Raw genomic sequence first — 25,788 nt, 5'->3', positions numbered from 1 at the left:
CAGTGATATCCTTGAGGAAAATGTGTCAACTAATATTGACAATATCATAGGGTTTTGAACTATAGTCAATGAAAAAGACGCGATTTTTAAATATATTTTCTGGGAATGCCTAGATTCCTTGTCGTTCCCAGAATGTTGTTTCCATTTCGTCTGGTATCAGATAGCCTAAAGAACCATGTGGTCTGCGAGAGTTATAGAAGTCTTTGATATACTGGAAGACAGAGTGGTATAGGTCACGATAGGTGCGAAAATTACGCCTATTGGTTTCTTCTTTTTTGAGATATTTGAAGAAACTTTCGCAGCAGGCGTTATCAAAAGGATATGCCTTTTTCGAGAAGGACTGGACAACATTCAGTTCATCAAGCAGTTTTCGAAATGCAAAGGTTATGTACTGTGATCCTCTATCAGAGTGAAACATCAGTCCAGCAGGACAATTTCTGGTATGATATGCTTTCTGAAAGGTCTGGATTACCAGATCTGCATTGGGTCTGGATGATATATTCCAAGAGATAATTTTTCTAGAAAAAGATCCATAATGATACAAAGGTAATACCACTTACCTCCGGCTTTGAGATATGTAAAATCACTTGTCCAGACCAAGTTGGGAGCTTTTTGATGAAAGGCTTGATGCAGGTGATTAGCATAACAGCCGGACAACTCTTTTGGGCGAGAAATGGATTTTGGTTTTATTGTGGATATAGGCGGAAGCTGCATGGAATGCATCAGGCGGTACACTCGACCGACGCTGATGAAAATGCCATAGTCACGACCTAAGATATATGTAATTTTATAAGCACCGATGCGTTTATCGTAGTCAGCGTAAATGTGTAGAATCATTTGTTTGATGTTCTGATTCTCAATGGTTCTGGAAGAAGGCAGAGAATAAAAATGTTTGTAATAAGTACTGCGGTTTACGTTGAGAACACGGCAGAGGGTTTTGATATTGTGCTGTAATCGAAGCTTATAAACTGTGCTTAATCTTTGTTTGAGTGTAGCGTGAAGATGGCAATCGCTTTTTTTAGGATGAGGTTTTCTTCTTCAAGCTGAGCATTTCTTTTCTGAAGTTCCTGAATCTGTTTAGCGGTCAGAATTTCACCATTAGATGTTTCAACAGTGGAGTATTGCTTGATCCATCTGGAAAGAGCAGTTTGAGAAACACCATACTCTTTGATTAGAGAAGCTTGCGTTTTGCCATTATGATAGAGATCAACAAGAGTTCGTTTGAAATCCTCATCATAATAATTTTTTTAGCCATAAAGATACCTCCTTTTGGTGTCTAGTATTATGGTACATCTGTTTATAAATCGTGTCCACTTATTTAATATAGATCCAAATATCGACTACATATTGATGTTGGTCGAGCAATATCATGAGGGCAACTGTGAGGATAAGGAAATTCTCACTTCGATCCGTAAGGCAGTAGATGCCAGTATGCAGCTTCGCAGCAAGAAAGAATTGATTGAAGCCTTTATCAATCGTGTCAATGTAGACACACAAGTTACAACTGACTGGCGCAGATTTGTGCTTACTCAGGAAGAAAATGACCTTGCTAAAATTATTATGGCAGAAAAGCTCAAACCAGAAGAAACCAGAAAATTTGTGTCCAATGCGTTCCGCGATGGAGTATTGAAAACGACTGGAACCGAAATTAACAAGCTCATGCCTCCGGTATCCCGTTTTGGCGGTAGTGGCAGAGCCAAGAAAAAGCAAGGTGTTATTGAGAAACTGAAAGCATTTTTTGAAAAATACTTTGGTTTAGGTATTACGGAGATGCAGTCAGAAAAAGAAGAAAATTAGAATTATGATAAAACCATATTGGCAAAATTGATTTTTGTTCCTGCCGAAAGGGCTTGTATTGTATGAATGAAATTTTAAGTTTTGTCGATCCCCTGACCACCATAATGGTGGTATCAGACTGTCAAAAAACCCCTGAATTTTGGATAAAATTCAGGGGTTTTTGACAAGTTAAACAGGTGAGAAAGCCACTTGTTATTGACATGCCATCAGCTAGATGGTATATATAGCATATGGGTGAAATCTTCTAAGTATTGCATCCATGATTATCTGAAAATAATCTTATCTATGGTTCTTTTTGAGAGTTTCTAAGATAAAACTTTTGTAATCGTATTTTGGTATATTAATTTATTTTTGAGTGAATCAATTTTTATGATATTAAATCAAAGATGATTTTTGTGGCATCTGCTATCAGTTTATTGTCATATTCTGCATCTTGTTCTGCTTTTTTTGAAAGTACAGCTACAAATATAGGTTTTTTATTTGGGGGTGTTACAATAGCGATATCATTTCGTGTTCCATAAGAACCAGCACCACTTTTATCTGCCACAATCCAATCACTTGGTACACCAGCACGAATTAATTCATCACCAGTTGCATTATTTGACATCCAATCTATAAAAATCTCTTTTTTATCATCTGACAATATATCTCCAGTTACATATTCTTTCAAATTGAAAGCCAATTGTTTAGGAGTACTAGTATCTCTTATATCGCCAGGTACAGCATCATTCAATTCAGTTTCTATTCTAGAAGGCTCACTTACAGTATCACCAATTTTACTTAATGATTGTTTAAAACCATTAGGTCCATCAAGAAGAGTAAATTGTAGATTTCCAGCAGTATTATCGCTTTGTCTAACTGCAGCATCACATATTTCTCTAATAGTCATTCCAGTATCTACTTTATCTTTTGCAACTGGTGCATAAGATAAAACATCTTCTTCTTCAAAATATATTACATTATCAAGTTCTTCAATAGAGTATTTTTCTAAAATGGCACCGGCAGCTAAAGCTTTATATGTTGAACAGTATGCAAATCTCTCATCTGCATTATAAGAAATTTCTTTATTAGTTTCTGTATCAAGTGCATAAATTCCTAATGTAGCATCATATTTTTCTTCCAGTTCTTGAAATAGAGAATCATAATCTGCATTAACATTTTCATTGCTATCAGGAATGTTTTCTTGTTTATTACTACATCCAACAGATAATAATATGATAAAGATCGTTAAAATACTTATGATAATTTTGTTGTGTTTCATAACTTTATCCTCCTAAAATATAGATTATACATAGAATTTTGAATTTTTGAAGCATTTATATCATTTCATATAGCTAACTTATGCATTTGTAATATATTATCTCCACCTTTCAAGTTTTTCATTGCAAATCCATAATAAAATAGTAGTATTTCCATTTTAAAGGATATGAGAGTTGTATTTGTCACAATATATAATTCTTTATTTAGGTTAAATTTAGTAAACCATTCATTTTAGTTGTGCTTACGAACTATAATCCAACATAGTTTATCTTTTCTCAACATATTTGTATTAAGATTTTGAAAATGTTTTGTCACCTCTCTTTATAAATAAAATGAATTCTATATGTATTTGTCAATATAAAATTTTAGTTGAGAAAATATAGCAATAAGTCTATTGTGTGAAGCACGTTTTAAATATTACAATAGTAATATTTAAAAGTCAAGCAAAATTTAAAATAATTTTTCCTATTGTATCTGAGCATAAAAAGTGAACTGAACCAATAAAAACGGACAATGACAAAAAGCCCCCTTATTTAAAATAATAGAATCACATAAGGAGCCTGTGGTTTCAACAAAAAACACTTGATTATATGAGCAGGTTTTATTATAGCAAAAAGTAAATACACGCATATCAAATAATTGAACCAAAGCTGATTGCTATGTGTAAAGTAGGAAAAACCAATCCGTAAGCTTGTAAAATACTTTTAATTAGAGATTCGACAAATTGAAAACTGAATCAATTACTATAATCGGGAATAGACTCGTCTTATTGCTGGGCTTCTGCTAAAATACAGAGGACGTCCTAAAAACAGACAGAACCAGCTAGTATCAGAGAATATCAGTAAGAAATTGAGTGCCTGAAGATGAAAAATGAACTTTTACGGAATTTTCTGCGATTAGAAGAATGGATGTGAGAGTACAAGTGCAATATGAGTTTATATATAGACACAAAGTGTGCTATACATTATCAATGATGTATCGTTTCTTCGAGATATCTTGCTGTAGATATTATGATTTCCGAAAACATTCCAGCAAATTATGAAGAAATATGGGTTGTTGCCAGAAATTTGCCGACACAGAAAATGGGTAACGGATATTTCTTATATGCATACATAACAGGATATTTTATATCTGTCAGACATCTTTTATAACCATAAGTATATCCAATCAAAACCACTAGTAAACTAGTGGTTTGAGCAACCCCTAGAAGGGATATTACGTGCCAACCCCTAAAAGGGGCATCGAAAAAATATCATCGTATTTGTTTGCACTGCAACCTGTAAACAGGTACTATAATTGAGAATACAGTATGTTAATTAAATATTGTATATCCTTTAGTTGATAATTCGTAAATCCATAGTAATTATCATTCAAAAAAATATACTAAAGTATTTTATTTATCCCTAGTAGAACTAGGGGTTTTATTAAGCTAAAGCATCCAATGAAAAACAGGAGTGGCATCGCCACTCCGTTGGAAACTCAAATATTATCTTAACAAGAATGTTTTTTATATGATGTCCACACAATATGGGCAGTTTATCTTTTTGTGTACCATCCTTTTATCAATTTAAAGAATCGTATTAAACTAAACTGATTGAGTTATGTTGTTTTTTCTTATCTATATGATTGTTACTTTTATAATTTATAAATATTCATATCAGATAATATAGAAAGTGTAATTTCAGATATGCTTTCGTTAGAATATGCTATGCCATATCAATTACTTAAGACAAAATATAATAGAAGGAAAATTATTTATATAATGACACCAGTATTATTTTTGTTATCAATCGGCTGCTATTTTGTAAAGAGTTATCCGATGTTTTATGTGGGAATGGGGATTTCTATTATTGCATTGATTTGGATTATTTGGTTTCAATCTAAGGGAAAAAAATTTGAAAATAATGTCCATGAATTTGTATGGAATAAATCAAGATATAACAAAGTGGAAATTGATATTCAGGGAATAAAATTAGAAGATAAAAAGATCTGTGAACTTAAAGAAATAGATAGAGTCTTTTTGTACAAAGGTTTTTTCTTTCTCATAACGAATGAAAAGAAGTTACTTGTACTAAAAACAGTAGGTGTAGAGACAGAAGAACTTATTAAGATTATTAAAGAAGCTGATATCTTATTTGAAAAAAGAGAAGAACCATTTAATATTTATGAATATTGCAAAAAGTAGTAATTAAAAAAAGAAAAAACATGTCCCTTTTCGGAATTGTGTTCCCGCTCTCCATCAATGTATAAATATAAATTTGTAATTGTGTCTGCATGACAAGGAGGCTTTCAGATGAAAGATATTTTAAAGCATTATTCTAAGTATATACTCTTAGATACACTTGTAGCCGCTACGTTATTTGCAGGTGCTCACGGCATATTATCGCTTTTCCATCTGAAGTTTATAGAATGGTTTTATTATGCGGTAATCGGAATCATAACAATAGGAATATTGTTGGGCATATTTCAATTATTGCTAAAAATACGAAAGAACTATGTGAAATATGTAGCAATATGTGTTGAAGCCATTTGTCTCATACCTTTGACTTATATTTGCATTTTAATATTTGCTTTTACTTATAAACCGATGCATATAGTTGAAAAAGACGGAATAAAATGTGTTGCCTATGTGAGAGCCTTTCTGCGGGTATATGTTGATTATTATGAATACAGAAATCCACTTATTACAGGTGATGAAGTACTTTTTACTGATTACTTTGGAAAAGGCGGATTTGATCCATTTGTTGATGGTTACGAATATGATAGTATGATAGAAGAAAATGCTGCAATGGATGATACTACTGAAATAACTGATGATTCAGAAGACGAGAGAATAGATAATGAAAATATATTTTCTCAACAGAAGAAGGAGGATGACACAGCAATAGATACAGACAGTGACGGCTATCCTATGACAGAAGAATTTCAGTCCTATAAGAAGGAACTAACAGCTGTTGCAACTTATATCAGAAATACCGAGTCATACCAAGGAGTAAAGGCTGGGGATGAACTCAGCGAGTTTCTGGCATATAATATTTCGGCTAAGGGATATCCTTACGTTAATATTGCGGAGCAAGTATACGAGCAAGATGGTATTTCAACTATAGCAACGCATTACATTATTATTAATGAATCTTATGTTGAAAATGGTTCAAGAGAATATGTTTATCAAATTAAATTCAAAGACAAATCCGGTAATGAAGTAGCTTCCACCAAGGTTGTGGATTTCTATCTAATAGATACTGAGACATTGGAGATTACGGATGAGAAAACAAATGATTGGCATTAATTCGGGAAAGCACCCGATGATGTACAGAAAGCTGTAATTTAACAACTCACTTTTCCGAAAAGGGAGAAAAACATTTAATATTTATAAGCCTCGAAAAAACGAGTAAAAGTTAATTCTACAGTTAACCTTTACTCGTTTTTGTTATTTCTGTGATACCCAGATATTCATGTCTGATAAGATAGACATGGTTATTTCAGTTGCGTTGCCGCCAGTAGCATCGCTGTCTGCACTAATGTTGGTGGCAAAAAAGTATGTATTATCTGCAGTTTCGATATAACCGATGAACCATCCGTTTACATCCTGTCCATTCACACGGCCAGTTCCGGTCTTTCCGTAGAATGTTCCGGCATCGGAAGCTGAAAGGCAGATGGCATCTTTTACTGCATTGATATTTTCAGGGGCGAAGCCGAAACTGTTATTCTGCAGCTTGGTTAAAAGTTCGACCTGTTCTATTGGAGAGATTTCCAAGGAGGATTCCATCCAATAAGAGGAGAAATCGCCACTCATGTTTTCGTTACCATATCCGATTTCTTGAACATAGCTGTAAACGTCAGAGGCTCCAAGCTGTTCATCTACTGCTTGAAAATACCAATTCACAGAGGAGTTCATTGCAGACTGTAAGGTCTGATCTGCGTTCCATGCTTCAAATGGATAGGTTTCTCCATTCCATGCAATGAACGAATTTTCCGGTGTAATGACGCCTTCTTCCAATCCGAACAAAGCATCGTATATCTTGTAGGTGGAGTTTGGAGCAACCCGTAAGGTGGCATGCTCCATGTCATGTATACTCCATGCATCGTTTTCCAAATCGTATAAAACAAAGCTGCCTTTGTATTCTCCGAAGTATGTGGAGAGGTCTACATAGGAAATATTCTCAGAAGAGGAATCCCATTGGTAGTGGCTTCCATCTGCTGCGTATGTAGAAATAAAAGGTGCGAATCCAAGGAGAAGGACAGCAGTCAACATGAATGCAGTCATACCTTTTACTCTTTTTATAAATGTCGGCTTCTCATAAGATACAATGTTGATAATTCTCCGTTTCATCTGCTTCATGTTTCCACCAAGACCGGCGGCAAACGGAAATGGAGTAAGTGAAATCTTTTCCGCAAAATTGATCAGTGTATTACCATAATCTGCATAATCATCCTCCTCAAGCATCTTTAAAACAGAGGTGTCACAGGCAACCTCTCTGTCATTACGCATTTCTTTCAGAGCATACCAGACAAGAGGATTGAACCAATATATTATTCCGGCAAAGTTCATTAGATAGTTGGCAATAGCATCTTTGTGCTTATAGTGCTGTAGCTCGTGTAATAGCATGTATCGCATGTCCGATTCGTTATAATCTGAGATGAGATGAATCGGCAGATAAATACAAGGTTTCAAAAGCCCCACAATAATTGGAGATTTCAAAAATGCAGTACTGTAAACATGGATATTTCTGTTAATTCCCATTTCTTTCATACATCGATGATATAGTTTTCGGACTTCCGGGTTCTGAAGGGGAAGTGCAGATTTTTTCAAGTTCTGTAAGCGGATAGAGGATTTGATTACCAATATAATCATTGCAAGGATGCCTACAAGCCATATTCCAAATAGTATGTATCCGATGCTGGATGGAGTCTCACTATTTACCGAAAGGGCAAAGTCATTCATCCAGTCTGCATTTCCGGCTGGATTGATCCCCACAGCTTCTCCTATGGCGGTTCTGGTGCCAGAAGTAGGAGAACTTTTCAGGCTACTGAGCCACGAGAGGATTTGCGGAAACCCAATTAAACGGAACGGTATAAAAGGAACTACCAACAATCCAAGTAGCAGGAACCACAGATTATACTGCATCCGGCTGGATAGGTTGCCTTTGAATATCCGCTTGGCTATCAAAAGAATTCCGATGATACCGCTGATAAATACATTGCATATTAAAAAGCGTATCATAAAATCAGCCATGTTAATTACCTCCTTTTTTTGACCTCTTGGAAAGAAGAGAGCGGAGAGTGTCTATTTCCGTTTCGGACAGTCTGTCATTTTCTATATATGCAGACAGCATGGCAGTGATGTCCCCATCGTAGTATCGTTCTAGAAAAGAGTTACTTTCCTGACCGATGTATTCACTTTCTTTCACAACTGGAGTGTAAACAAACACCCGACTTTGTTTTTCATAAGTCAGAACGCCCTTGTTCACTAGACGTTTAATTAGAGTTTGTATTGTTTTTGGACTCCAGCTCGTAGTCTGTAATAATTTATCAGTTATTTCATTGGTGCTGATCGGCGCATGTTTCCATACGATTTTCATAACTTCAAATTCAGCTTCAGAAATCTGTGGTAAATCGCTCATTTCAAATCCCTCCTTAAATCTTACGGCTGTAATAAAAATATTATAGATGTTATTTGTGTAGTTGTCAATTTAAGAGAAAATAGATTGACTTGAAATCTTACTTATGTAATAATTAAAATATTACATAAGTAAGAATTAAAAAAGGAGTGGAATCAGGATGATTGAAATTGTAAATAAAGTGCTTTGAAAATAAGAAAACCAATAGAGTCACAAGGAGTCTATTGGCATTCTTACAGATTTGGATGGTCTTGCTTGTGCAGCAGATCAAGCAGATAACGAACCATAGGCAATAAATCCGCAGCCTCCTGTTCCGTGCAGTCATTCAGCAGGGTCAGGAGTTTTTGGAGATTTGGCTGTTGGTTTGCGTTGGCTGGGTAGAAAATCTTATCGGCGGGTATCTTCAGATATGTAATCAAAGGATACAGCTTATTATATTTGGGGTTACCACGTCCGGCTTCAATATTTAGTATGGTGCGGGTATCCATATTAAGAGTTTCAGCCAGCTTTTCTTGTGAAAGTCCGAGTTCGGTACGGGCTTCACGCACTGCAATGGCAAGAATTTGTTTTATGTCATGCATTATAATTCACCTCGATAGTAGTTTACAATACCTATTAAAACGAGTGAATTGCAATAGAATACAGTGTAGATATGGAGCGTAATACATGGATGTAAAGTATGGGAAAATACATAGAAAAAGAATAGTGAAAAGTTTTGAGATAGCAGCATATTACACACTAAGGTGTATCGCAAAGAAGTATAAAACTTCAACGCGATACACCTTTTTTGTGGGGAAATCAGAGCGTTGTAAAGTCTTTTTCCGGTTTGTGGTTTGTGGTCTGTTCCTGTCCCGGAGTCCGGTCAAGATACTGGTTCAGATTATCCAGTTTTCGGTTGAGAGCCTGTATGTCTTTTTCAGCAGATTTATAGGTTTTCTGCAAGGCTTCTTTCTTGGCATACAGAGCATTGTAATCATTACGAAACTTATCAATATCAAAATGTTTTAAGCTGATTCCAAAGCGTTTCAGCATATTTTCTGCACCGTCATGGAGCAGGAGTTCTGTTTCATGGTGGCGGAGATAAGCGTCAGGGTCTTTCGATTTCCGGTAACGGATGTGATAGATATGATTGCTCTGATATTGTTCAGCGTATTTCAATATCTGTCCTAAATCCTTTAGCTGACGTTCTGTTTCCACAAGACTGTTCCGTGCGGTTTTTGCAAGAACAGACTTACTTTCAATCTGTTTTTCAAGCTCGATGATAGAACCTGCTTTACTGTAACTGCTGGCAGCGATTTTGAGATTTTCAATCGCTGCCCAATGCTGCAGACCGGGGCTTTGCGTGAACTTTTCTTCCGAGGTGTCAATGAGCGTTCGGGAAGAATAATCCTTGATAAGAGGTTTCTTTCGGGCAGGGAATGGGACACGTTTTTGTGTCTGTGCTAAAGCCTTTGTTTCTACCCGTTCCTTAATCCGTTCTTTGGTGTATTCTGCACCCAAAGACTTTAAGCTGCCACGGACAAAATGCTCCCGGTCAAGGGGGCGGAAGGAAATGTACTTTAAGGCGTTTCCTCCAATGGTTTCGCCTTTGATTTCATAACCTTTTGCCCGTATCAGCTCCATGCACTGTTCATATGTATCAGCGTTTTGAATTGCTTCATCAATGTCCTGCTTGAGCTTGATTTTCCACGAGGTGCCATTTCTGCCGGATGTCCATTCTTTATAACTTTTACCACGCTGGTTTGTGGGAGAAATGACGGATAACTGATGCTTGGAACACAGCTCATCATTCAGGCGGCGAATGTGGTAGTAGGTCTGTTTACAGTCATGATATTTTTCGTGATTCACATTATCTGCGGCACAGAAAATGATGTGGTTGTGAACGTGACCTTTATCAATATGAGTGGAAACGATATAAGAAAATTTCCCCTCTAACAGCTTGTTGGCAAGCTCCACACCGATCTGATGTGCTTCCTTATAAGATACCTCTCCCGGAGCGAAAGCCTGTATCAGATGAAAGGCTTTGTTGGGGTCTGCCTGATTTGTTTTTGACAGAGCAAATTTGAAGTCAAAGGCAGCGGTTTCAGGACTGCATCCGAAGGAAGAAATGAGAATACTTTCATCTGTTTTTTGGGGATTACAGATATAGTTTACTGCCTTATGGACGGTTGCCTGGATAGCATGGATTTTTGTGATTGCCATACCTGTTTCATCAGCTCCTTTACTTCGTTTACATCGGCTTTATAAACATTGCCAGTAGCATTCATCCGCTTGGCAATCTGGTTCAGATTATTGCCGATACGGGCGAGCGTGGTGTTGTATTCCCGCAGGTGTTCGTAGTTTACATCGTAGACATAGCCATACAAAATCAGATGCCGAATAAATGCGGATTTGCTCTTCATGCCGGAGGCTTTCCATTTCTGATCTAAGATGTATTGCTCGTCATCGCTGAGATAGATTTTAAGTTCATTTTGTCTTTCTCGGTTTGCCATTGCAGTATCAGTCCTTTCCTTATTTGTATAAAAGATTTTCAAATATGCCGTAGCCGGCGGTTGTTTTTTGCTTTTAGGGGGACAGGGGGATATGCCCCATGCAAGCCAATTTCTGCAAGTTTTCACTTGGTAGAAACTTGCGGAAATGGTGCCTGTGAGGGAACACAGGCAGTGCTTGCTATTCTTCTGCAAATTACCCGTAGGGAATTTGCGTGTTGCGTGAGTATAGGCGAGCGGTTTGCAACACAGTAGGGCGTTACCGCCCTTGTTATGGATAGCGTTGATAATTCGACTTTGCAGTTGGGCAGAAGCAATAAAAAACTGCCACGGTTCATAAGGGCATGGATTGCCCGTAAAAACTCCATAGCAGTTTGTGTGACTTTTTATGATTTTTGATTCTATCCATAATGATTTTATCAATGGGAAAGGGGAAAGTCAATGGCTGGAGAGAGATAAAAGATTTACAGAGAAATTTAGGGGAATAAGCAAAGATACTGCATATTCTGCATTTAAAATTAGAATTGGAAAACCAGAAGAGAGGGGGTGAAGCATGAATACCGTACATCGTAGAACGGAAATAATCAATATTCTTATTATCAGACGACATACAACAGCGAATGAATTGGCACAGGAATTTGGCGTTTCCATTCGCACGATACAGTATGATATTCAGGCTTTAACTCCGGTTTATCCGATTTATACAAAACAGGGAGAGAACGGAGGAATTTTTATAAGAGAGGATTACAAGCCTTATGCCAATTCGCTGACACCTATGGAAGTAGCTGCCTTGCATGAATTATATGATTGGACGGAGGGCATACATAAAAAAGTTTTATTTCAAGTTCTAAGAAAATATGGACCGGATAAATTACAACTTTGATCTTGTCATTCTGATAAAGCACATAATTTTTACAGAACCGTTCATAGCAGACGGAAGTGTGCTTATGTGCTTTTTAGGCTGACAATTTCAGCTTTGATTTTATCCAAAATGCAGACGATGTCTGCGATTGTACCTTGACAATTTCATAAACCAATGCGTACAGGACGTGTGGAATATGTGGAGCCGCTTTGAGGATACGCCATAAGACACCTGCTTTTGCCTTTGGCAGAGGTGGATACGAAGGAATATTGAAAGCAGATATTGAAGTTAAGGTGTGGAGCGAGAAATATCCGGCATAAATGTGTAGCAGTTACACGGAGGCGTTGATACATATTTTTGATAATGATACTTCCGGCTTAGTCCGGTCAGATAAGATGACGGTGCGATACCGATGTGGGTAGTGTAATGAGCTGCCACCTGTACGGATTTTTTAATATCTTCCAATAAAAGCATATTTGTTTGTTAAGTATGTTTTTATTGGCAGATATGCCATAACCATAGCAAGAGAAAAAGAACACACTTTGAAAAGGTAGGTGGAAGAATGCAGGCAAAAGTGAACACAAAAAATTTTATAAGGTATGACGAGGGTGCGGAGAGGTATTCTATGAGTAAACACAGCTTTATGAAATTGGCACAGGATGCTCGTGCTGTTTATAAAATTAACCGTATCACATTGGTAAACGTGAAGATTTTTGAGGAGTATTTGGAATCTTTTCGGGCGTAGACATGATAAGAAAGAGGAAAACGAATTATTGTATATCAAAAAGCATTTGACTTTTTGATATACAAGTAGTAAAATGAAGTCAGGTTATGAAAGGCAGGTGTTGACGGATGGCAAGAATGGGTAGACCTAAGTTAGAAAATCCGAGAAGTGAAGGTGTATTCATCCGTCTTACAAAAGATGAGCATACAGATATAACAGAGTATGCCAGCTCTCATGATCTGACCATAACACAGACGCTTGTTCAAGGATTTAGAAAGCTGCAAGAGCAGGATAATACCGAGAATGAGTAATGGCATTTGTGACCTCTTTCTTATATTGAGAGGAAGGTGGTACATAATGTCAATGTCGAGAAAAGATTCAAAAGGCAGAGTATTAAGGAAAGGCGAAAGTCAGAGGAAAAACGACGGAAGGTATATCTACCAGTACACCGATTCGACAGGTAAAAGGCGGGTCGTTTATTCAAATGACCTGTTGGAGTTAAGGGAAAAGGAAAAAGAACTTGTTCGCAATCAGTTGGACGGTCTTGAAAGCTATTGCAGTGGAAAGACAACTTTGAACTATGCATTTGACAGGTATATTTCAACGAAGTATGATTTGAAAGAACACACACGGGTAAATTATAAGTATATGTATAACCGTTTTGTCAGAGATACTTTTGGAAAAAGAATCATCAATGATATAAAGTATTCTGATGTGAAATTCTTTTATTGTTCGTTGATGAACATATTGGGGTTACAGGCGAATACATTGGATAATATTCATACGATTCTGCACCCAACCTTTCAGATGGCAGTTAGGGACAATGTGATACGCAATAATCCGGCAAGCGGTGTAATGGCAGAAATCAAAAAGGCGAATGGAAAGAATAAGGGCATAAGACACGCACTTACATTGGAACAGCAGAGAGCATTTTTGAATTATGTATCGAACAGTCCTGTGTATTGCCATTGGTTGCCACTGTTTACAGCACTTTTTGGAACGGGATGTCGCATAGGAGAAATGATAGGGCTGCGTTGGGAAGATTTGGATTATGAGAATAAAACCATTAGTATAAACCATGCGGCTATCTATCGAGTAATGGAGAATGGAAAGAGTGAATTTCATATTTCTTCGCCAAAGACAGAAGCCGGGATTCGTACTATTCCGATGATGCAGGCTGTAGAACAGGCATTTAAGGATGAATACGAAGCACAGAAAGAAACCGGTTTTAATGTGCAAGTGGTTGATGGTATGAGTGGGTTTATCTTTTGCAATAAAGACGGAATTATCCATAAACCCAGCGTAATCAACAGTGCAATCAAAAGAATTTACGAAGCCTACAATGCCGAAGAAATTATTAAGGCAAAACGGGAGAGCAGACGCCCGGTATTGATTCCTCATTTTTCGTGTCATCATATCCGACACACATTTTGCACCAGATTTTGTGAAAATGAAAGAAATCTGAAAGTGATTCAAAGTATTATGGGTCATGCAAATATTGAAACAACGATGGATATTTATGCGGAAGCAACAGATGTGAAGAAAAAGGAAGCAATTAAAGCTCTGGAAAATAATAGTGATATATTTTAGGAAGAAGTCCTTGCAAGGGGACGATTTCCAAGACAAACCTGACATCAAAAAAGTCAGAATACATCAAAATGACATTAGTTTGTTGGATTTTGGTGGACAAATATGGACTGGCGATATATAATGAAAATCGTGTAAAAAAGCGTTTATCAACTTATTTGGACTGTGGTGGATTAGCTTCGGTTATATTCCCGACAATGAAGACCCTGGACCCAAAGAAGGCTGAAAACAAAGCCGAAAAAGCAGCGGTAAATGGTTCTGCAGAGGATGCAACCGTGTCCGCGCCAAGCGTACAGATTGATCTTTCCAAGGTGAAAATCGAGCCGTTGTTTGCAGATGATGTAGACTTTGAGACATTCAGCAAGTCTGATTTCAGAGTGGTTAAGATCGAAGCCTGTGAGGCAGTGCCGAAGTCCAAGAAGCTCCTGAAATTCACACTGAATGACGGAACAGACCGGAAACGCACCATTTTAAGCGGTATTCACGAGTATTACGAGCCGGAAGAGCTGGTTGGTAAGACCTGTGTGGCAATCACAAACCTGCCGCCGAGAAAGATGATGGGTATTGATTCCGAGGGTATGCTGATTTCCGCAGTGTACGAGTATGACGGACGGGAAGGCTTAAATCTTTTGATGCTGGATGACAGTATTCCGGCAGGAGCAAAGCTGTACTAAAGAGGTCATTTACTACAAAAAATCGCGTTACTACAACTTTTCTACAACTTTTGCGCGAGACCCTACGAAACCGGATGAAGCAATATGAAAGGCGGATCTGCTTATAAAATGCAGATTCGCCTTTCTTTTTTACATCAGCTTCATGTTCACACTAATGTTTTTTGCCTTCTCCTGCATATTCTCTTGTGTGATATGGGTGTAGATGTCCATTGTAGTAGAGAAATCGGCATGCCCCATGACTTGCTGAATGAATTTAACATCGTTGGTGCTTTCGCAGAGCCGGGTACAGAAGGTGTGCCGCAAGTTGTGAACACTAAAATGAGGGAGCAGATCCGGTTCACGGTCTTCCAGTTCAGCCTGATCCATTTCCTCCATGTTGTAAGTTACGCTGATTCTCTCAATCGCCCGATTGATATTGTGGGCGCTCATGAATGAGCCGGTTCGGTTGCGGAAAACAAAACCGTGCACTCCTCCTAACACCAGTTGATCGTCTGGATACAATGCGTCGATGGTTTCAATCTGGAGGCGAAGCTGCTCGGCCACCTCTGGATAGAGGATAGGGATAATTCGTGTACCGCTCTCAGTTTTGGGAGTGGTAATGTGAAATCCGGCTTTTCCGTCAATGACCCGGTAGATTAAGTTGTGGTTGACCGAGATTGTGTTTTCGCTCAAGTTAATATCGCTTTTGGTAATGCCGGTACATTCTGCGACACGCATTCCTGTTCCAAGGAGCACAGTCATGATGGGGAGCCAATGGCTGTATGTAGGGGACTTGGCAATAAAACGCAGGAAATTCTGCTGTTGCGTTTTAGTGAGCGCGATCCGCCGTTTAGGCTTTGGAGCGCTGCCATCCGTTTTGAGCTTGCGGTAAATGCCCTTGCTGGGATTTTTGCGGATGTAATCGTCGTCCACGGCCATTTCAAGCGTAGGGTGAACAATGGTGTTGATGCTCTCCAGTGAGTTGATAGCAAAGCCGTGTTTCAGCAGTTTGGTATAAAACGCGAGAATATCACTTCTGTGGATTTGTGGCAGAGGCATGTTAGCGAAAGGCTCTTCTTTCACATAGAAGTCCCACAGGTAAAGATAATTTGCTCTGGTAGAGGGCTTCAGTTTGATGTTGTTATTCATGTAGACCTTGAACATATCATTCAGGGTAAGCTTCATGGCTTCCTGAGTACGGATGCCATCATCCTTATCTTTGTTGATCTGCTTTTCTTTGACACGAAGACTTGCGAGATCGGAGTCGTAAAGATATTTCTTTTTAGTGCCTAATTTGTAGACATACATATAGCTGCCATCTGCCCGTTGTGTTTCTCCGGGCCGAAGATTTCGTCCTTTGTTGTCTTTTCTCACTTTTGCCATTACTGGTACCTCCTGATTATAAAAGTGTAGTGCGCCTTACTGGCATGGTTATTTAGCCGGAAATATCATAAAGATATTCTTTGATACGCTGGACACTCCATAGGACACGGGTGTTCATGGTAATGCGTGCATTGGCAAGATCCCCAATCTGTACTGCAGTGTGCCTTCCACAGCACAACAGTTTGCAAAGGGTATCGGTATCAACAGCCAAGCACTGCTCCGGCGGTAGGTCATTCGGTTTTCTTTTCTCCATAATCGTCCTCCTTTTTTCGATTACAATGATCCCTTACGATTTGTAGAAGAAGGTTTTCAACAAAAACAATGAAAACGGTCTTGAGGTCAGGAGGTATTGAAATAACAAAAGAACTCTAATGGGGCCATTTCCTACGCCAGAACGGTTCTGCCGTGTATTTCAGGCTGCTGCTGTGCAGCACTTCGATTATGGGCGCGCTTCTGTGGTCATCGCACACTGTCCAGAATTCCTGTATAACTCCCCATAGAGGTTATGAATTTGTCAAGGTACTAAAAGAGCGTAGGGATCATCCGGTATTACCAAATGATCCGATACATCCTATAAATAGGCGGGGAAGAAAGAACTTCTGCAAAGAGGAAAGAAAATTTAAAGAAAATCTAAAAATCAATATATAGAATGTTTGAATTGACAAGCACTATATATTGTGTTAGAATTGCAATGTAATTGATTTTTGTGCGTTGCCCGTCAGGGTACACAGGCTTTAGGGCTTGTGTTGCGGAGTAATGACTGCATTGCACACGCTGTTAATTTTGTACTTGTGTCAGTAGTATCACTGCGCCTTTTCAGGCCGGTATATTGCTGGCTTTTTTATTTTACGGGATTTACCCACCATTGCGAGAATGACATCGGTTCATAGGCAACTATGGACGCCAGGCTTTATGCCGTCTGTCATTCTCGCTTTTTTATTGCCTGTAAGCCTGAAAGGGCTTTAAGGATAAATCAAAACTGAGAAAGGCAGGTCATGTACATGAATGTGAAGCAGAAAAGAAAGCAGAATGGTCGGCGGGTCAAGCCGGCACACTCCACGGACTGGAAGATGAAGAGACAGGCAGTATCTTCGCTCCGGCCCCGAAATGTTGCACCAATGGCGAGGGCAGTTATTTTGCCCCGAAGATCACGAAGGGGGATTTGATATGTCTGGCAGCAATAGTGCTGAACGAAAGCGGCATGAACCGCTGGTGCTGGTAGAAACGGCAGATCTTTCAGAAGAAGACTGGCTGGATTACCGGCGCCGTGGAATCGGCGGCAGCGATGTATCGGCGATCTTTGGCACTTCTCCATTCCGGACAGCCAGGGATCTGTACTACGACAAACTGAACATAGCGTCAGTGGAAGATGATGAGGGCAACTGGGTTGCCATGGAAATGGGGCATTTGCTGGAGCCTCTGGTAGCAAAGATATTCGAGCGGAAAACCGGATATCGGGTCTACCAAATCAAAAAGATGTTCCAGCACCCCCAGTATCCTTGGATGCTGGCTGATGTGGACTACTTTGTGGAACTGCCGGATGGCACCACAGCGATCCTTGAGATCAAGACCACAAACTATAATGCCAGAGATAACTGGTGGATGAATGGGAAGGAGACTGTTCCAGTCTACTATGAATCTCAGGGGCGTCATTATATGGCAGTAACGGATCTTGACCGATGTTTCTTTTGCTGCCTGTATGGTAACAACGAGGAGGAAGTTATTATCCGGGAGGTCAAGCGTGATTTCGAGTATGAGGCTGAGATGGTCTTTTTGGAGCAGTATTTCTGGGAAAACCATGTGCAGCGCCATGTGCCGCCGCCCTATACAGAAAGTGGGGCCTTGATTATTGAGAGCGCACGCAAACACTTTGGCCCGGCAGATAAAAATGCCCCGGCCGTTGCACTCGACCTGGATATGACTGCAAAACTCATGCAGTATTTGCGGCTTTTGGATGAAAAGAAAAATGCAGAGGTGTACTCCAAAGAAATCGACAAGGATATTCAGCGTCTGAAGGCACTGTTGATTGCGGAAATGGGTACCAGCTGCACTGCAGTCTGTGAGCAGGAGGGAGTGAACTATACGGTTACCTATACCCCTGTTCGCAAGTCCATCATCGACAAGGATAACCTGCTTCGGTTGAAACTGGAGCATCCGGATATTTACGAGCAGTTTGTTACAGTATCCGAATCCAGACGGTTCAGTGTTAGAGCCTCGATTATGGAGGCCGCTTAGTGAGGTGAAAAAGGATGAATTGTATTGGTACCTACGACGGGACGATTTTTTATAATCCTGCCAATAAGTTTTGTATCGTCAGTGTAAAAACCGCAGATCAGAGCGTGCCAGCCGAGGCCAGGTCAAACAGGCGATACAAAGACCATTTGATTCGCTTTACAGCTGTGGGGTATGAGATTCCACGGACAGATGCGGTAGAGTTGGAACTGGATGGTGAATGGACAAAGGGCAAGTATGGTGTCCAGCTCCAGGTGGAGCAGTGGCGTGAAATTGTGCCCAGAACAAAAAACGGCGTAGAGGGCTACCTTGCCTCCGGGCTTATCAAAGGGATTGGTCCCAAAACTGCCGCAGACATTGTGGAGCGGTTCGGTGTGGACACACTGGATATTCTGGAACACCAGCCGGAGCGGCTGTTGGAGATCCGGGGCATTACGGAAAGTAAATTGGAGGACATCAAAGCTTCTTATGCAGAAAACCGTATGCTCCAAGGAATTATGACCTTGCTGGCACCGTTTAAGATTACTCCCAAGACGGCATTGAAAATATATCAATATTTCGGCCCGACCAGCGTAGAGATTTTGGAAAAGAGCCCATTTGAGCTTTGCCAGATCTCCGGCTTTGGATTTCGGCGGGTAGATGCAATCGTACAAAAGAGCGGGGGCAATCTCCATGACTCTATGCGTATCAAAGGGGCTATCTTTTGTGCGCTGGATGAGGGCAAGAGTAAACGAGGCCATCTGTACATCAGTTCTGAAGAACTGGAGAAATCAGCGCTGAAACTGCTCAATGAGAAGATACCTGTACCGGAGCTTCGCCTGCATCAGCAGGAAGTCAGGGATATGATGCAGGAAATGATCCTGAATGGAGCAGTCGTTTCCGTGAAGGATAATATCTATCTTCCCAGAGTGTTTGCCCAAGAGGACGAAACGGCGCGCCGGATCGCCCAGCGTCTGGTCGCCCAGATGCCAGTAGAGCATATTGCGCCGGTGCTGGAACAGGTCAAGGTTGAAATGGGACTGCGCCTGTCTGCACAGCAGGAGGCTGCGGTCTATGCAGCATTTAGGCATGGCTTGTCAGTAATTACGGGTTCTCCTGGTACTGGTAAAACAACAGTGCTGCGGACGATACTTGAGGTTTACCGGCGGCTGCACCCTGATGGCAAAATTGCTCTTATGGCACCTACCGGTCGGGCAAGCCGCAGGATGTCGGAGAGTACCGGCTTTGAGGATGCCCGAACATTACACAGTGGTCTGGGACTGACCAGTGAAGAGGATGAGGGTAGCCGGAACAGAAAGTCAGAGCCACTGTCGGCCGATTTAATCATTGTGGATGAGTTTTCCATGGTGGATATGTGGCTTGCTGAGAAATTTTTTGAACGCATGAAGATAAATGCCAGAATCGTACTGGTAGGCGACCCAGATCAGCTTCCGAGCGTAGGAGCAGGAAATGTGTTTCGTGAAATCATCGAGACCAAAATCGTCCCAGTAACGGTGCTGGATCAGATTTTCCGTCAGTCGAAGGATAGTCTGATTGCCTATAATGCCAAATTTATCAACGAGGGCAATACCAAACTGTTTTATGGACCGGATTTTGTTTTCGTGTCTGGTGATAGTCAGGAAGACACCGCTGAAAAGATTACAGAACGGTATTGTTTGGAGATACAGGAGAGTGGCATTGAGAATGTGCAGATTCTTTCACCTTTCCGTTCAGAAGGTGCCGCGTCGTCGGAACAGCTGAATGAGACCATTCGTGAATTGGTCAACCCATTCCGCTCTGCGGAGGAGGAAATCAAGTTTGGCCCCAGGATATTCCGGGTCAATGACCGCATCATGCAGACCAAGAACACAGAAAAGGTATCTAATGGTGATTTGGGTTTCATCCGGTATATTAAGGACACTGACCAGGGCAAAAAGATCGGCATGGATTTTGGTGCTGGCAGGACGCTGGAATATGGCGTAGATGATTTGAGCAATGTGGATCTGGCTTATGCTACTACGATCCACAAGGCTATGGGCTCTGAGTATGAGACCGTTATTATGCCGCTGCTCAAAGCGCACACCATCATGATGTACCGTAATCTGCTCTACACCGGAATCACGCGTGCCAAAAAGCGGGTGGTGCTGATTGGGCAGAAACAGGTATTGTTTATGGCAATCCATCGTAATGAGATCGGCAAGCGGAATACGCTGCTGGGTATGCGTATTCAGATGTACTTCAAAGCCTACGCAAAGAAAGCCGGTATCCCAATTCCGGCTGCGTTGGAAGAACAATTAAAGAACGCAAGTTAAAAAAGAGAGGTCAGGTGCAGAAATGGCACTTGGCGTCTCCTATTTTTATGTCAGAAAGGAGTTTCCAACATGAACGAAAAAAGTAATCCGATGCCTATGATGTACAAAACAATTCCGGCAGTGGCAGAACTGAACAAGGTGCCGGGCTTTGACCCGCTCAAATTTCTGCGCCATAAGGTGTCCAGAAAAACCAATGAGGAAATGCTGCAGTTGGAATTGCCCTATCAGAAGCTGTGGTTTCGCCTGCGTCACCCCCAGGGCCGCATGAAACTGACTACTCTGCGGATCACGGAACAGCTTGCGATTATGGAGGCCAGAGTTTATCTGGACCGCAGTGATGCAGAGCCTATCAGTAGTTACATTTCGCAACACAGTGCAGAAGAAGGTACCGACTATGTACAGGCTGCCCAGGATGAGGCATTGAGTGCTGCGCTGTCGGATGCCGGTTTCGGTCTGCAGTTTGCCGATGTTGCTGTTGACAGTACGGGCAAGGTGTTTGGAAGCAGTATTCCGCTTTCCGGGACGGCTCCTATCCAGCAACCGATGCCAAATGCGGCGCAGAGGCCCGTAGAAGCCCCTGGAGCGGCGCTGCGGCAATCTGGCGGGGAAGTTCATGCCCGGCCGGAAAGAGCGCCTCAGAACGCCGTAGAGGGCCGTAATGCTCCTGCTCGTCCGGCGCCTATTCAGAAACCTGCGGCAAAGCCGGTTCAGAATGAACAGCCCCCGGTTTCTCCGGTACAGCCAGTTGTCCAACAGATGGTTGCAGAAGAGAAGGAGAATATGGATACACTGCCTGCCGGCAAGGTAGAGGAGAATGCTCCCAATATGGAGCTGCCGGTACCGAGCCGCGAGGTTACATTGGATAGCAGTCCAAAACAGGATGATGCGTCTGAGCAGCCGGCCGCCTCCGTATTCCAATCGGATGAACCGGAAGAACTGCCTGTGGCGCCTGTTGTCCAACAGGAAGCACCCGATCAGCCTGTGGCGCCTTCTTATACGGAGAGCACTCCGGTAGAAGACATCTTGAAGGTAATGACCTTTGAAGAAGCGCAGAATGTGGTGGTGGATAGTGGTCTGAGCAAAGGAAAGACCATGGCAACAGTTGCCAAGGAGCGTCCGGTGAGTCTGAAATTCTACCTCACCCCAGGCAACAAGAGCACCAACAATATCGTTCGTGCTGCGGCGCAGATCATGCTCGATGGTATGGCCGCACAGAAAGCCGGATGATAAGCAGCCCCATCTATGGGGTCAAGAAGGGAGGGAGAACAGATGGACTCATATCCAGGAGATTTTCCGTTCGGTATTATGGATGTAGTGGAACTTCTACATCTACGAATCAGACGCCGACAGGCAAACAGTGTATATGTGGATTGCCCGTTTTGTGGTGACCGCCGCGGCAAGATGAATGTGAATTTCGTCAAAAATGTCTGGCGGTGCAATTATTGTGATGAGCATGGCGGTATGCTTGCGCTTTATGCGCGGCTAAACAATACGACTACATCCGATGCGTATTGGGAGATAGGAGAAGCCCTGTGCAACGATTTTCACAGGGAACGGCCGAACTCTGGATATGAGATGGCAGGAAACCAGCAGGCTGGCACTGGGTCCCCGGTTTCGGGGACTCAGACCGACCTTGCCGGATATGAGAGGAGGGGCGAACTAAAAACAGTGCAGCAAGCAGAACGGGCCAGCGGACAGGAAATTCATCAAACGCTTTCGCTGCTGCTCGCTATGCTGCCTCTTCAGCCTGCCCACCGCAACCATCTGCACTCCCCAAAACGGGGACTGTCGGATGAACAGATCGACCGGATTGGGTTCAAGAGCACTCCACCCCCATTCCTTTGCCGCTCCATTACCGAGCGGCTGATGAAACAGGGATGCAAGGTGGAGGGGGTGCCCGGCTTTTATCTGGATGACAGCGGGCGCTGGACCATGAACTTCTACCGAAAAAACGCAGGGATTTTGATTCCGGCTGTGGGATACGACGGTATGATACATGGCCTGCAGATACTTTTGGATAGTCCGCTCAAGCAAAAAGATGATCCACCGGATAAGTCAGGAGCCAAATACATCTGGTTTTCGTCCTCGTCCAAAAATATGGGCGTCACATCCGGGAGCCCGGTACATTTTATCGGCCATCCATCTGCTCGAGTGGTCTATGTCATTGAGGGACTGCTGAAAGCAGACATCTCACACTGCCTGACAAACCGGACTTTTGCGGCGATTGCCGGCGCAAACAACACAAGCCAGTTGGATACGCTGTTTGCACTGTTGGCACAGAATGGCACTGAGGAGATCATTGAGGCTCATGATATGGATAAGTACAGTAACCAAATGACCTCTAATGGGGCATCTAAGATCTATCTGATGGCCCGAAAAAATGGAATGGCATGTCGTCGGCTGACCTGGAATCCGAATTATAAAGGGTTTGATGATTGGCAGCTTGCCCTTCGGGAGAAAGAACAGAAGGAAAAGGAGGTGCAGAGAATGAATTTTAAGCAGCAATATCTGTGCGGTAAGTGTGATTTTACCTATATAGATGGCTGCGTCGAGCTTTGGCACACCAGAGCGGAGAAAGATTTGGATCTGACAGAGTATCTGGGGCTGACAAAGGAAGAGTATCAGATATTTCTTGCTCAGGGCAATCGGGCGCTGAAGGATATTCTGGACAGCCAGAGAGTTTTCCGGAGATTTTGCATTTACCAGCTTTGCCTGGGTGAGACACAGACGGTACCTTTCGCGTTCAAGCAACTGGATGCACTGCGTAAAGCTGGATATGAACAGCCGCCTGCCGTCGCCTATCAGACGGTATGGAGCGCAGAGGTCTGTTGCCCAAAGGGGCAGAATGACATGGAAGTGCTGGGGCGCCTGTTCTTGGACTTTAATGAGCATTTGCCGGAAGATTACAGAGGCCGTCCGTTGGCTCCATCTGATGTGGTGGAACTGGACTGCCAAGGCAAACGCACATACTTCTATGTGAATGACTGCCGGGATTTTGCGCCGGTACGCTTCTCCCCATTCTTGTGTAAAAGACTTCCGGAGCCTGCTCAAAAACAGGAATGAAGGGATAGGGGTCAGATGCGTATTGCAGAAAAGAAGAAAAGCCAGATTACAGCACTGTATGAGCAGTGCTCCAATCTTCCGGCAGATGTCAGAAGTTGTCTGGAGAATGGCTACTTTACCGTAACGGTACCTCCACCCTGGAACATGAGCAATCAAAAGACTGCGCAGGAGGTGCAGGACAAAATCAAGGAATGGTCAAGGCAGTATACTGGCGTGGTCTGCTACTGTTTTGACAGCTTCAGCACACTTTTATATGTGCTGTGAGCAACACACAATGGCATGGAAAGGGTCATAACGGCCTACTCCATGCCATTTTTTGCGAAAGGAGATTTTACAATGGGTGTTTTTTCAGAAATAGCAATGGAGCAGCAAAACAGTATGTTCGATTCGTCTGCAGCCTTTGAGGATGATGAAGCCTTTGAGCTGGAGGAGATGGAATCTTTGCCTGTGCCGCCTGTAGGTACAGACACTGTCCCAGTATCGGCGGCTTCGGTTTCTGCCGGTGAGACTGCTTTGGCTGATGCAGAGGAGGAACCTGCGGATGAAGTAGCGCCTGCTGGGGAAGAGAAGTCTGCTGAGGAGGGGAATTCGGCACAACCGCCCGCCGCAGAAGATGAAGAAAAAAAGCGTGCGGAGCATGAGGCGGCTGAAGCCCAGCGCAAAGCGGAATTTGACGCCAAACAGCAGGCGAAGAAAGCCGCGGAGCAGGAGCAAATCGCCCGTCTGGAAGCGATGAGTGATGAAGAAGTAATCGCGGCCTCTACCCAGAGGGTGAGTACCGATGTAGAAAAACTGACACGGCGAAATATGAAGGAATGTGTGTCCGAGCATATCCAGATGCTCTGTATGGAAGATACGGCGTTTGCCCGTCTGACGATGCATCCGAAAAAGAACATGATCCGCTGTTTCCAGTACATCAACCGAAAGGCATGGGATTATGTGCAGGATGAACTAAAAGCAAGCGGAACCCGCCCTGGTCCCGGACAGCAGACATATGGCTGCGATGTGCCGGATGATATGTGCTATCAGTGGGCGGAAGATTATTTCCGTGACCCTGATGCCAAGGAAGACCATGAGGATGAGGAGAAGTTTGTTCCCAAGCCGTATGCTGGGAAGTCCTCTGCAAAGAGCAAACCCAAGAAGGCGGCAGAGAAGAAAAAGACGGAACCCAAGGCGGCACCCAAGCAGGAGGAAAAAAAGCCTTCTCAGGATGGGCAGATGTCGCTGCTGGATTTTGGGATGGCAAAGGCAGGCTGAGCCGGCAAAGGAGGAAAAATGCAGAATGATTGCTTATAAGGGTTTTCGCCCCGGGCTGATATGCCGTGGCTATCAGTTTGTGATGGGGCTCAATACGACTGAAAAAGCAAATTGCAGGGAAAATGGATTTCACTGTGCGGAAAATCCGCTCGACTGCCTTAGCTATTATTCCAGCCTGGAGCATTCGGAATATTATATTGTCAACGCCGGCGGCGACATCGATGAAGATGAGCATGACTCCAAAATCGCCTGTACGGAGTTGACTGTGATTAAGCGGCTAACCAAAGAGGAGCTGTTTTTACATGGTTTGGCCTACATGGTAGATCACCCGCGCAGGGTGTGGAGTTCCCATGTGGCAGCCAACCGGGCAATGGCGAACTGCGGTTATGCGGTGGTACGGGGGAAAGACCCCGTTGCCACCGGCAGACTGGGAGACATCCTTGCTTTTGCGAAGGAAGCGCCGGATTCGGAAAGTATCGTACAGGTTGCTGTAGGACAAATTGATGGTGTCACATTACTGCCGGATGTGTGGTATGGCGTGGATTTGACAAGAAGGACGGTGAATTGAG

24 protein-coding genes and 1 pseudogene are annotated in these 25,788 nt (G+C 42.3%); 16 read left to right on the top strand and 9 right to left on the bottom strand.

What is annotated here, in order from left to right:
* Positions 1-109: 109 nt before the first annotated feature.
* Positions 110-1,238, bottom strand: a pseudogene (locus DW922_RS10065) (IS3 family transposase); the annotation flags it as partial.
* 46 nt (positions 1,239-1,284) lie between these two features.
* On the opposite strand from DW922_RS10065, the gene DW922_RS10060 reads away from it, so the two are divergent.
* Entirely contained in the window at positions 1,285-1,797 is a 513-nt protein-coding gene (locus tag DW922_RS10060; RefSeq protein ID WP_002567441.1) for a restriction endonuclease subunit R, read from the top strand.
* A gap of 367 nt (positions 1,798-2,164) precedes the next feature.
* Here the strand turns inward: DW922_RS10060 and bla are convergent, their stop codons facing one another.
* Complete coding sequence (gene bla, locus DW922_RS10055) at positions 2,165-3,058, bottom strand: class A beta-lactamase (RefSeq protein ID WP_002567442.1); 894 nt, start codon at positions 3,056-3,058, stop codon at positions 2,165-2,167.
* A gap of 1,761 nt (positions 3,059-4,819) precedes the next feature.
* Between bla and DW922_RS10050 the strand changes: the two genes are divergently transcribed.
* Both DW922_RS10050 and DW922_RS10045 read left to right on the top strand, forming a co-directional pair.
* The gene (locus DW922_RS10050; RefSeq protein ID WP_002596369.1) at positions 4,820-5,242 is read left to right on the top strand and encodes a hypothetical protein; all 423 of its coding nucleotides are present in this window, start codon (positions 4,820-4,822) and stop codon (positions 5,240-5,242) included.
* A 108-nt stretch (positions 5,243-5,350) separates the two neighbouring features.
* Complete coding sequence (locus DW922_RS10045) at positions 5,351-6,346, top strand: hypothetical protein (RefSeq protein WP_002596370.1); 996 nt, start codon at positions 5,351-5,353, stop codon at positions 6,344-6,346.
* Positions 6,347-6,487: 141 nt separating this feature from the next.
* Here DW922_RS10045 and DW922_RS10040 read toward each other — a convergent pair whose 3' ends face one another.
* The 5 genes from DW922_RS10040 to DW922_RS10020 all read right to left on the bottom strand — a co-directional run bounded on the left by DW922_RS10040 (position 6,488) and on the right by DW922_RS10020 (position 11,170).
* Positions 6,488-8,293, bottom strand: coding sequence for a BlaR1 family beta-lactam sensor/signal transducer (locus DW922_RS10040; protein ID WP_118726452.1), 1,806 nt, complete (start codon positions 8,291-8,293; stop codon positions 6,488-6,490).
* 1 nt (position 8,294) lies between these two features.
* Positions 8,295-8,681 (bottom strand): BlaI/MecI/CopY family transcriptional regulator, encoded by a 387-nt coding sequence (locus DW922_RS10035; RefSeq protein WP_002596372.1) that lies wholly within the window; start codon positions 8,679-8,681, stop codon positions 8,295-8,297.
* A 230-nt stretch (positions 8,682-8,911) separates the two neighbouring features.
* A complete protein-coding gene (locus DW922_RS10030; protein WP_118726451.1) occupies positions 8,912-9,259 on the bottom strand; it encodes a helix-turn-helix transcriptional regulator in 348 nt (115 codons plus the stop codon).
* A 217-nt stretch (positions 9,260-9,476) separates the two neighbouring features.
* Positions 9,477-10,880 carry a relaxase/mobilization nuclease domain-containing protein gene (locus DW922_RS10025; protein WP_002596374.1) on the bottom strand — a complete coding sequence of 468 codons (1,404 nt, stop codon included), beginning with the start codon at positions 10,878-10,880 and terminating at the stop codon, positions 9,477-9,479.
* Positions 10,829-11,170 (bottom strand): MobC family plasmid mobilization relaxosome protein, encoded by a 342-nt coding sequence (locus tag DW922_RS10020; RefSeq protein WP_002596375.1) that lies wholly within the window; start codon positions 11,168-11,170, stop codon positions 10,829-10,831. Before DW922_RS10020 ends, DW922_RS10025 begins: the two co-directional genes overlap by 52 nt.
* A 385-nt stretch (positions 11,171-11,555) precedes the next feature.
* On the opposite strand from DW922_RS10020, the gene DW922_RS17480 reads away from it, so the two are divergent.
* The 6 genes from DW922_RS17480 (at position 11,556) to DW922_RS09995 (ending at position 15,014) form a co-directional block, all read left to right on the top strand.
* Positions 11,556-11,717, top strand: coding sequence for a hypothetical protein (locus tag DW922_RS17480; protein ID WP_014081113.1), 162 nt, complete (start codon positions 11,556-11,558; stop codon positions 11,715-11,717).
* A gap of 3 nt (positions 11,718-11,720) precedes the next feature.
* Entirely contained in the window at positions 11,721-12,050 is a 330-nt protein-coding gene (locus DW922_RS10015) for an HTH domain-containing protein (protein WP_002596376.1), read from the top strand.
* A 541-nt stretch (positions 12,051-12,591) separates the two neighbouring features.
* On the top strand, positions 12,592-12,774 hold the full coding sequence (locus tag DW922_RS18050) for a DUF6462 family protein (RefSeq protein ID WP_002596377.1): 183 nt from the start codon (positions 12,592-12,594) through the stop codon (positions 12,772-12,774).
* Between the two features lie 107 nt (positions 12,775-12,881).
* Positions 12,882-13,064 (top strand): hypothetical protein, encoded by a 183-nt coding sequence (locus DW922_RS10005; protein ID WP_002596378.1) that lies wholly within the window; start codon positions 12,882-12,884, stop codon positions 13,062-13,064.
* Between the two features lie 46 nt (positions 13,065-13,110).
* Positions 13,111-14,343, top strand: a complete 1,233-nt coding sequence (locus tag DW922_RS10000) for a site-specific integrase (protein ID WP_002596379.1) — start codon at positions 13,111-13,113, stop codon at positions 14,341-14,343.
* Positions 14,344-14,537: 194 nt separating this feature from the next.
* Positions 14,538-15,014 carry a hypothetical protein gene (locus tag DW922_RS09995; RefSeq protein ID WP_080908660.1) on the top strand — a complete coding sequence of 159 codons (477 nt, stop codon included), beginning with the start codon at positions 14,538-14,540 and terminating at the stop codon, positions 15,012-15,014.
* A gap of 129 nt (positions 15,015-15,143) precedes the next feature.
* On the opposite strand, the gene DW922_RS09990 is transcribed toward DW922_RS09995, so the two are convergent.
* Both DW922_RS09990 and DW922_RS09985 read right to left on the bottom strand, forming a co-directional pair.
* A complete protein-coding gene (locus DW922_RS09990; RefSeq protein WP_006874387.1) occupies positions 15,144-16,376 on the bottom strand; it encodes a site-specific integrase in 1,233 nt (410 codons plus the stop codon).
* A gap of 52 nt (positions 16,377-16,428) precedes the next feature.
* Complete coding sequence (locus DW922_RS09985) at positions 16,429-16,629, bottom strand: hypothetical protein (RefSeq protein ID WP_003501914.1); 201 nt, start codon at positions 16,627-16,629, stop codon at positions 16,429-16,431.
* Positions 16,630-17,543: 914 nt separating this feature from the next.
* On the opposite strand from DW922_RS09985, the gene DW922_RS09980 reads away from it, so the two are divergent.
* From DW922_RS09980 to DW922_RS09950, 7 genes are all read left to right on the top strand, one after another.
* On the top strand, positions 17,544-18,611 hold the full coding sequence (locus DW922_RS09980) for a lambda-exonuclease family protein (protein WP_050624129.1): 1,068 nt from the start codon (positions 17,544-17,546) through the stop codon (positions 18,609-18,611).
* Between the two features lie 14 nt (positions 18,612-18,625).
* Positions 18,626-20,899: an ATP-dependent RecD-like DNA helicase gene (locus DW922_RS09975; RefSeq protein ID WP_118479204.1), complete on the top strand. Its 2,274-nt coding sequence runs from the start codon at positions 18,626-18,628 to the stop codon at positions 20,897-20,899.
* Between the two features lie 69 nt (positions 20,900-20,968).
* Positions 20,969-22,126 (top strand): hypothetical protein, encoded by a 1,158-nt coding sequence (locus DW922_RS09970; protein WP_118479206.1) that lies wholly within the window; start codon positions 20,969-20,971, stop codon positions 22,124-22,126.
* Between the two features lie 42 nt (positions 22,127-22,168).
* On the top strand, positions 22,169-23,962 hold the full coding sequence (locus DW922_RS09965) for a YodL domain-containing protein (protein ID WP_118479208.1): 1,794 nt from the start codon (positions 22,169-22,171) through the stop codon (positions 23,960-23,962).
* 15 nt (positions 23,963-23,977) lie between these two features.
* Positions 23,978-24,226, top strand: coding sequence for a hypothetical protein (locus tag DW922_RS09960; RefSeq protein WP_025529719.1), 249 nt, complete (start codon positions 23,978-23,980; stop codon positions 24,224-24,226).
* Positions 24,227-24,298: 72 nt separating this feature from the next.
* Entirely contained in the window at positions 24,299-25,219 is a 921-nt protein-coding gene (locus tag DW922_RS09955; RefSeq protein WP_182439116.1) for a Cas9 inhibitor AcrIIA9 family protein, read from the top strand.
* Between the two features lie 25 nt (positions 25,220-25,244).
* Positions 25,245-25,787 (top strand): hypothetical protein, encoded by a 543-nt coding sequence (locus DW922_RS09950; RefSeq protein ID WP_050624134.1) that lies wholly within the window; start codon positions 25,245-25,247, stop codon positions 25,785-25,787.
* Position 25,788 lies beyond the last annotated feature (1 nt).

This window comes from Clostridium sp. AM42-4 (assembly GCF_003480105.1).
GTDB lineage: Bacteria > Bacillota > Clostridia > Lachnospirales > Lachnospiraceae > Brotaphodocola.
This window is presented reverse-complemented; position numbering and strand designations above follow the sequence as displayed.

Excerpts from the sequence above, each read along its gene's own strand:
- DW922_RS10060 (WP_002567441.1), top strand. The coding sequence starts at position 1,285 with ATGGTACATCTGTTTATAAATCGTGTCCACTTATTTAATATAGATCCA.
- bla (WP_002567442.1), bottom strand. The coding sequence starts at position 3,058 with ATGAAACACAACAAAATTATCATAAGTATTTTAACGATCTTTATCATA.
- DW922_RS10050 (WP_002596369.1), top strand. The coding sequence starts at position 4,820 with ATGACACCAGTATTATTTTTGTTATCAATCGGCTGCTATTTTGTAAAG.
- DW922_RS10045 (WP_002596370.1), top strand. The coding sequence starts at position 5,351 with ATGAAAGATATTTTAAAGCATTATTCTAAGTATATACTCTTAGATACA.
- DW922_RS10040 (WP_118726452.1), bottom strand. The coding sequence starts at position 8,293 with ATGGCTGATTTTATGATACGCTTTTTAATATGCAATGTATTTATCAGC.
- DW922_RS10035 (WP_002596372.1), bottom strand. The coding sequence starts at position 8,681 with ATGAGCGATTTACCACAGATTTCTGAAGCTGAATTTGAAGTTATGAAA.
- DW922_RS10030 (WP_118726451.1), bottom strand. The coding sequence starts at position 9,259 with ATGCATGACATAAAACAAATTCTTGCCATTGCAGTGCGTGAAGCCCGT.
- DW922_RS10025 (WP_002596374.1), bottom strand. The coding sequence starts at position 10,880 with ATGGCAATCACAAAAATCCATGCTATCCAGGCAACCGTCCATAAGGCA.
- DW922_RS10020 (WP_002596375.1), bottom strand. The coding sequence starts at position 11,170 with ATGGCAAACCGAGAAAGACAAAATGAACTTAAAATCTATCTCAGCGAT.
- DW922_RS17480 (WP_014081113.1), top strand. The coding sequence starts at position 11,556 with ATGATTTTTGATTCTATCCATAATGATTTTATCAATGGGAAAGGGGAA.
- DW922_RS10015 (WP_002596376.1), top strand. The coding sequence starts at position 11,721 with ATGAATACCGTACATCGTAGAACGGAAATAATCAATATTCTTATTATC.
- DW922_RS18050 (WP_002596377.1), top strand. The coding sequence starts at position 12,592 with ATGCAGGCAAAAGTGAACACAAAAAATTTTATAAGGTATGACGAGGGT.
- DW922_RS10005 (WP_002596378.1), top strand. The coding sequence starts at position 12,882 with ATGGCAAGAATGGGTAGACCTAAGTTAGAAAATCCGAGAAGTGAAGGT.
- DW922_RS10000 (WP_002596379.1), top strand. The coding sequence starts at position 13,111 with ATGTCAATGTCGAGAAAAGATTCAAAAGGCAGAGTATTAAGGAAAGGC.
- DW922_RS09995 (WP_080908660.1), top strand. The coding sequence starts at position 14,538 with ATGAAGACCCTGGACCCAAAGAAGGCTGAAAACAAAGCCGAAAAAGCA.
- DW922_RS09990 (WP_006874387.1), bottom strand. The coding sequence starts at position 16,376 with ATGGCAAAAGTGAGAAAAGACAACAAAGGACGAAATCTTCGGCCCGGA.
- DW922_RS09985 (WP_003501914.1), bottom strand. The coding sequence starts at position 16,629 with ATGGAGAAAAGAAAACCGAATGACCTACCGCCGGAGCAGTGCTTGGCT.
- DW922_RS09980 (WP_050624129.1), top strand. The coding sequence starts at position 17,544 with ATGTCTGGCAGCAATAGTGCTGAACGAAAGCGGCATGAACCGCTGGTG.
- DW922_RS09975 (WP_118479204.1), top strand. The coding sequence starts at position 18,626 with ATGAATTGTATTGGTACCTACGACGGGACGATTTTTTATAATCCTGCC.
- DW922_RS09970 (WP_118479206.1), top strand. The coding sequence starts at position 20,969 with ATGAACGAAAAAAGTAATCCGATGCCTATGATGTACAAAACAATTCCG.
- DW922_RS09965 (WP_118479208.1), top strand. The coding sequence starts at position 22,169 with ATGGACTCATATCCAGGAGATTTTCCGTTCGGTATTATGGATGTAGTG.
- DW922_RS09960 (WP_025529719.1), top strand. The coding sequence starts at position 23,978 with ATGCGTATTGCAGAAAAGAAGAAAAGCCAGATTACAGCACTGTATGAG.
- DW922_RS09955 (WP_182439116.1), top strand. The coding sequence starts at position 24,299 with ATGGGTGTTTTTTCAGAAATAGCAATGGAGCAGCAAAACAGTATGTTC.
- DW922_RS09950 (WP_050624134.1), top strand. The coding sequence starts at position 25,245 with ATGATTGCTTATAAGGGTTTTCGCCCCGGGCTGATATGCCGTGGCTAT.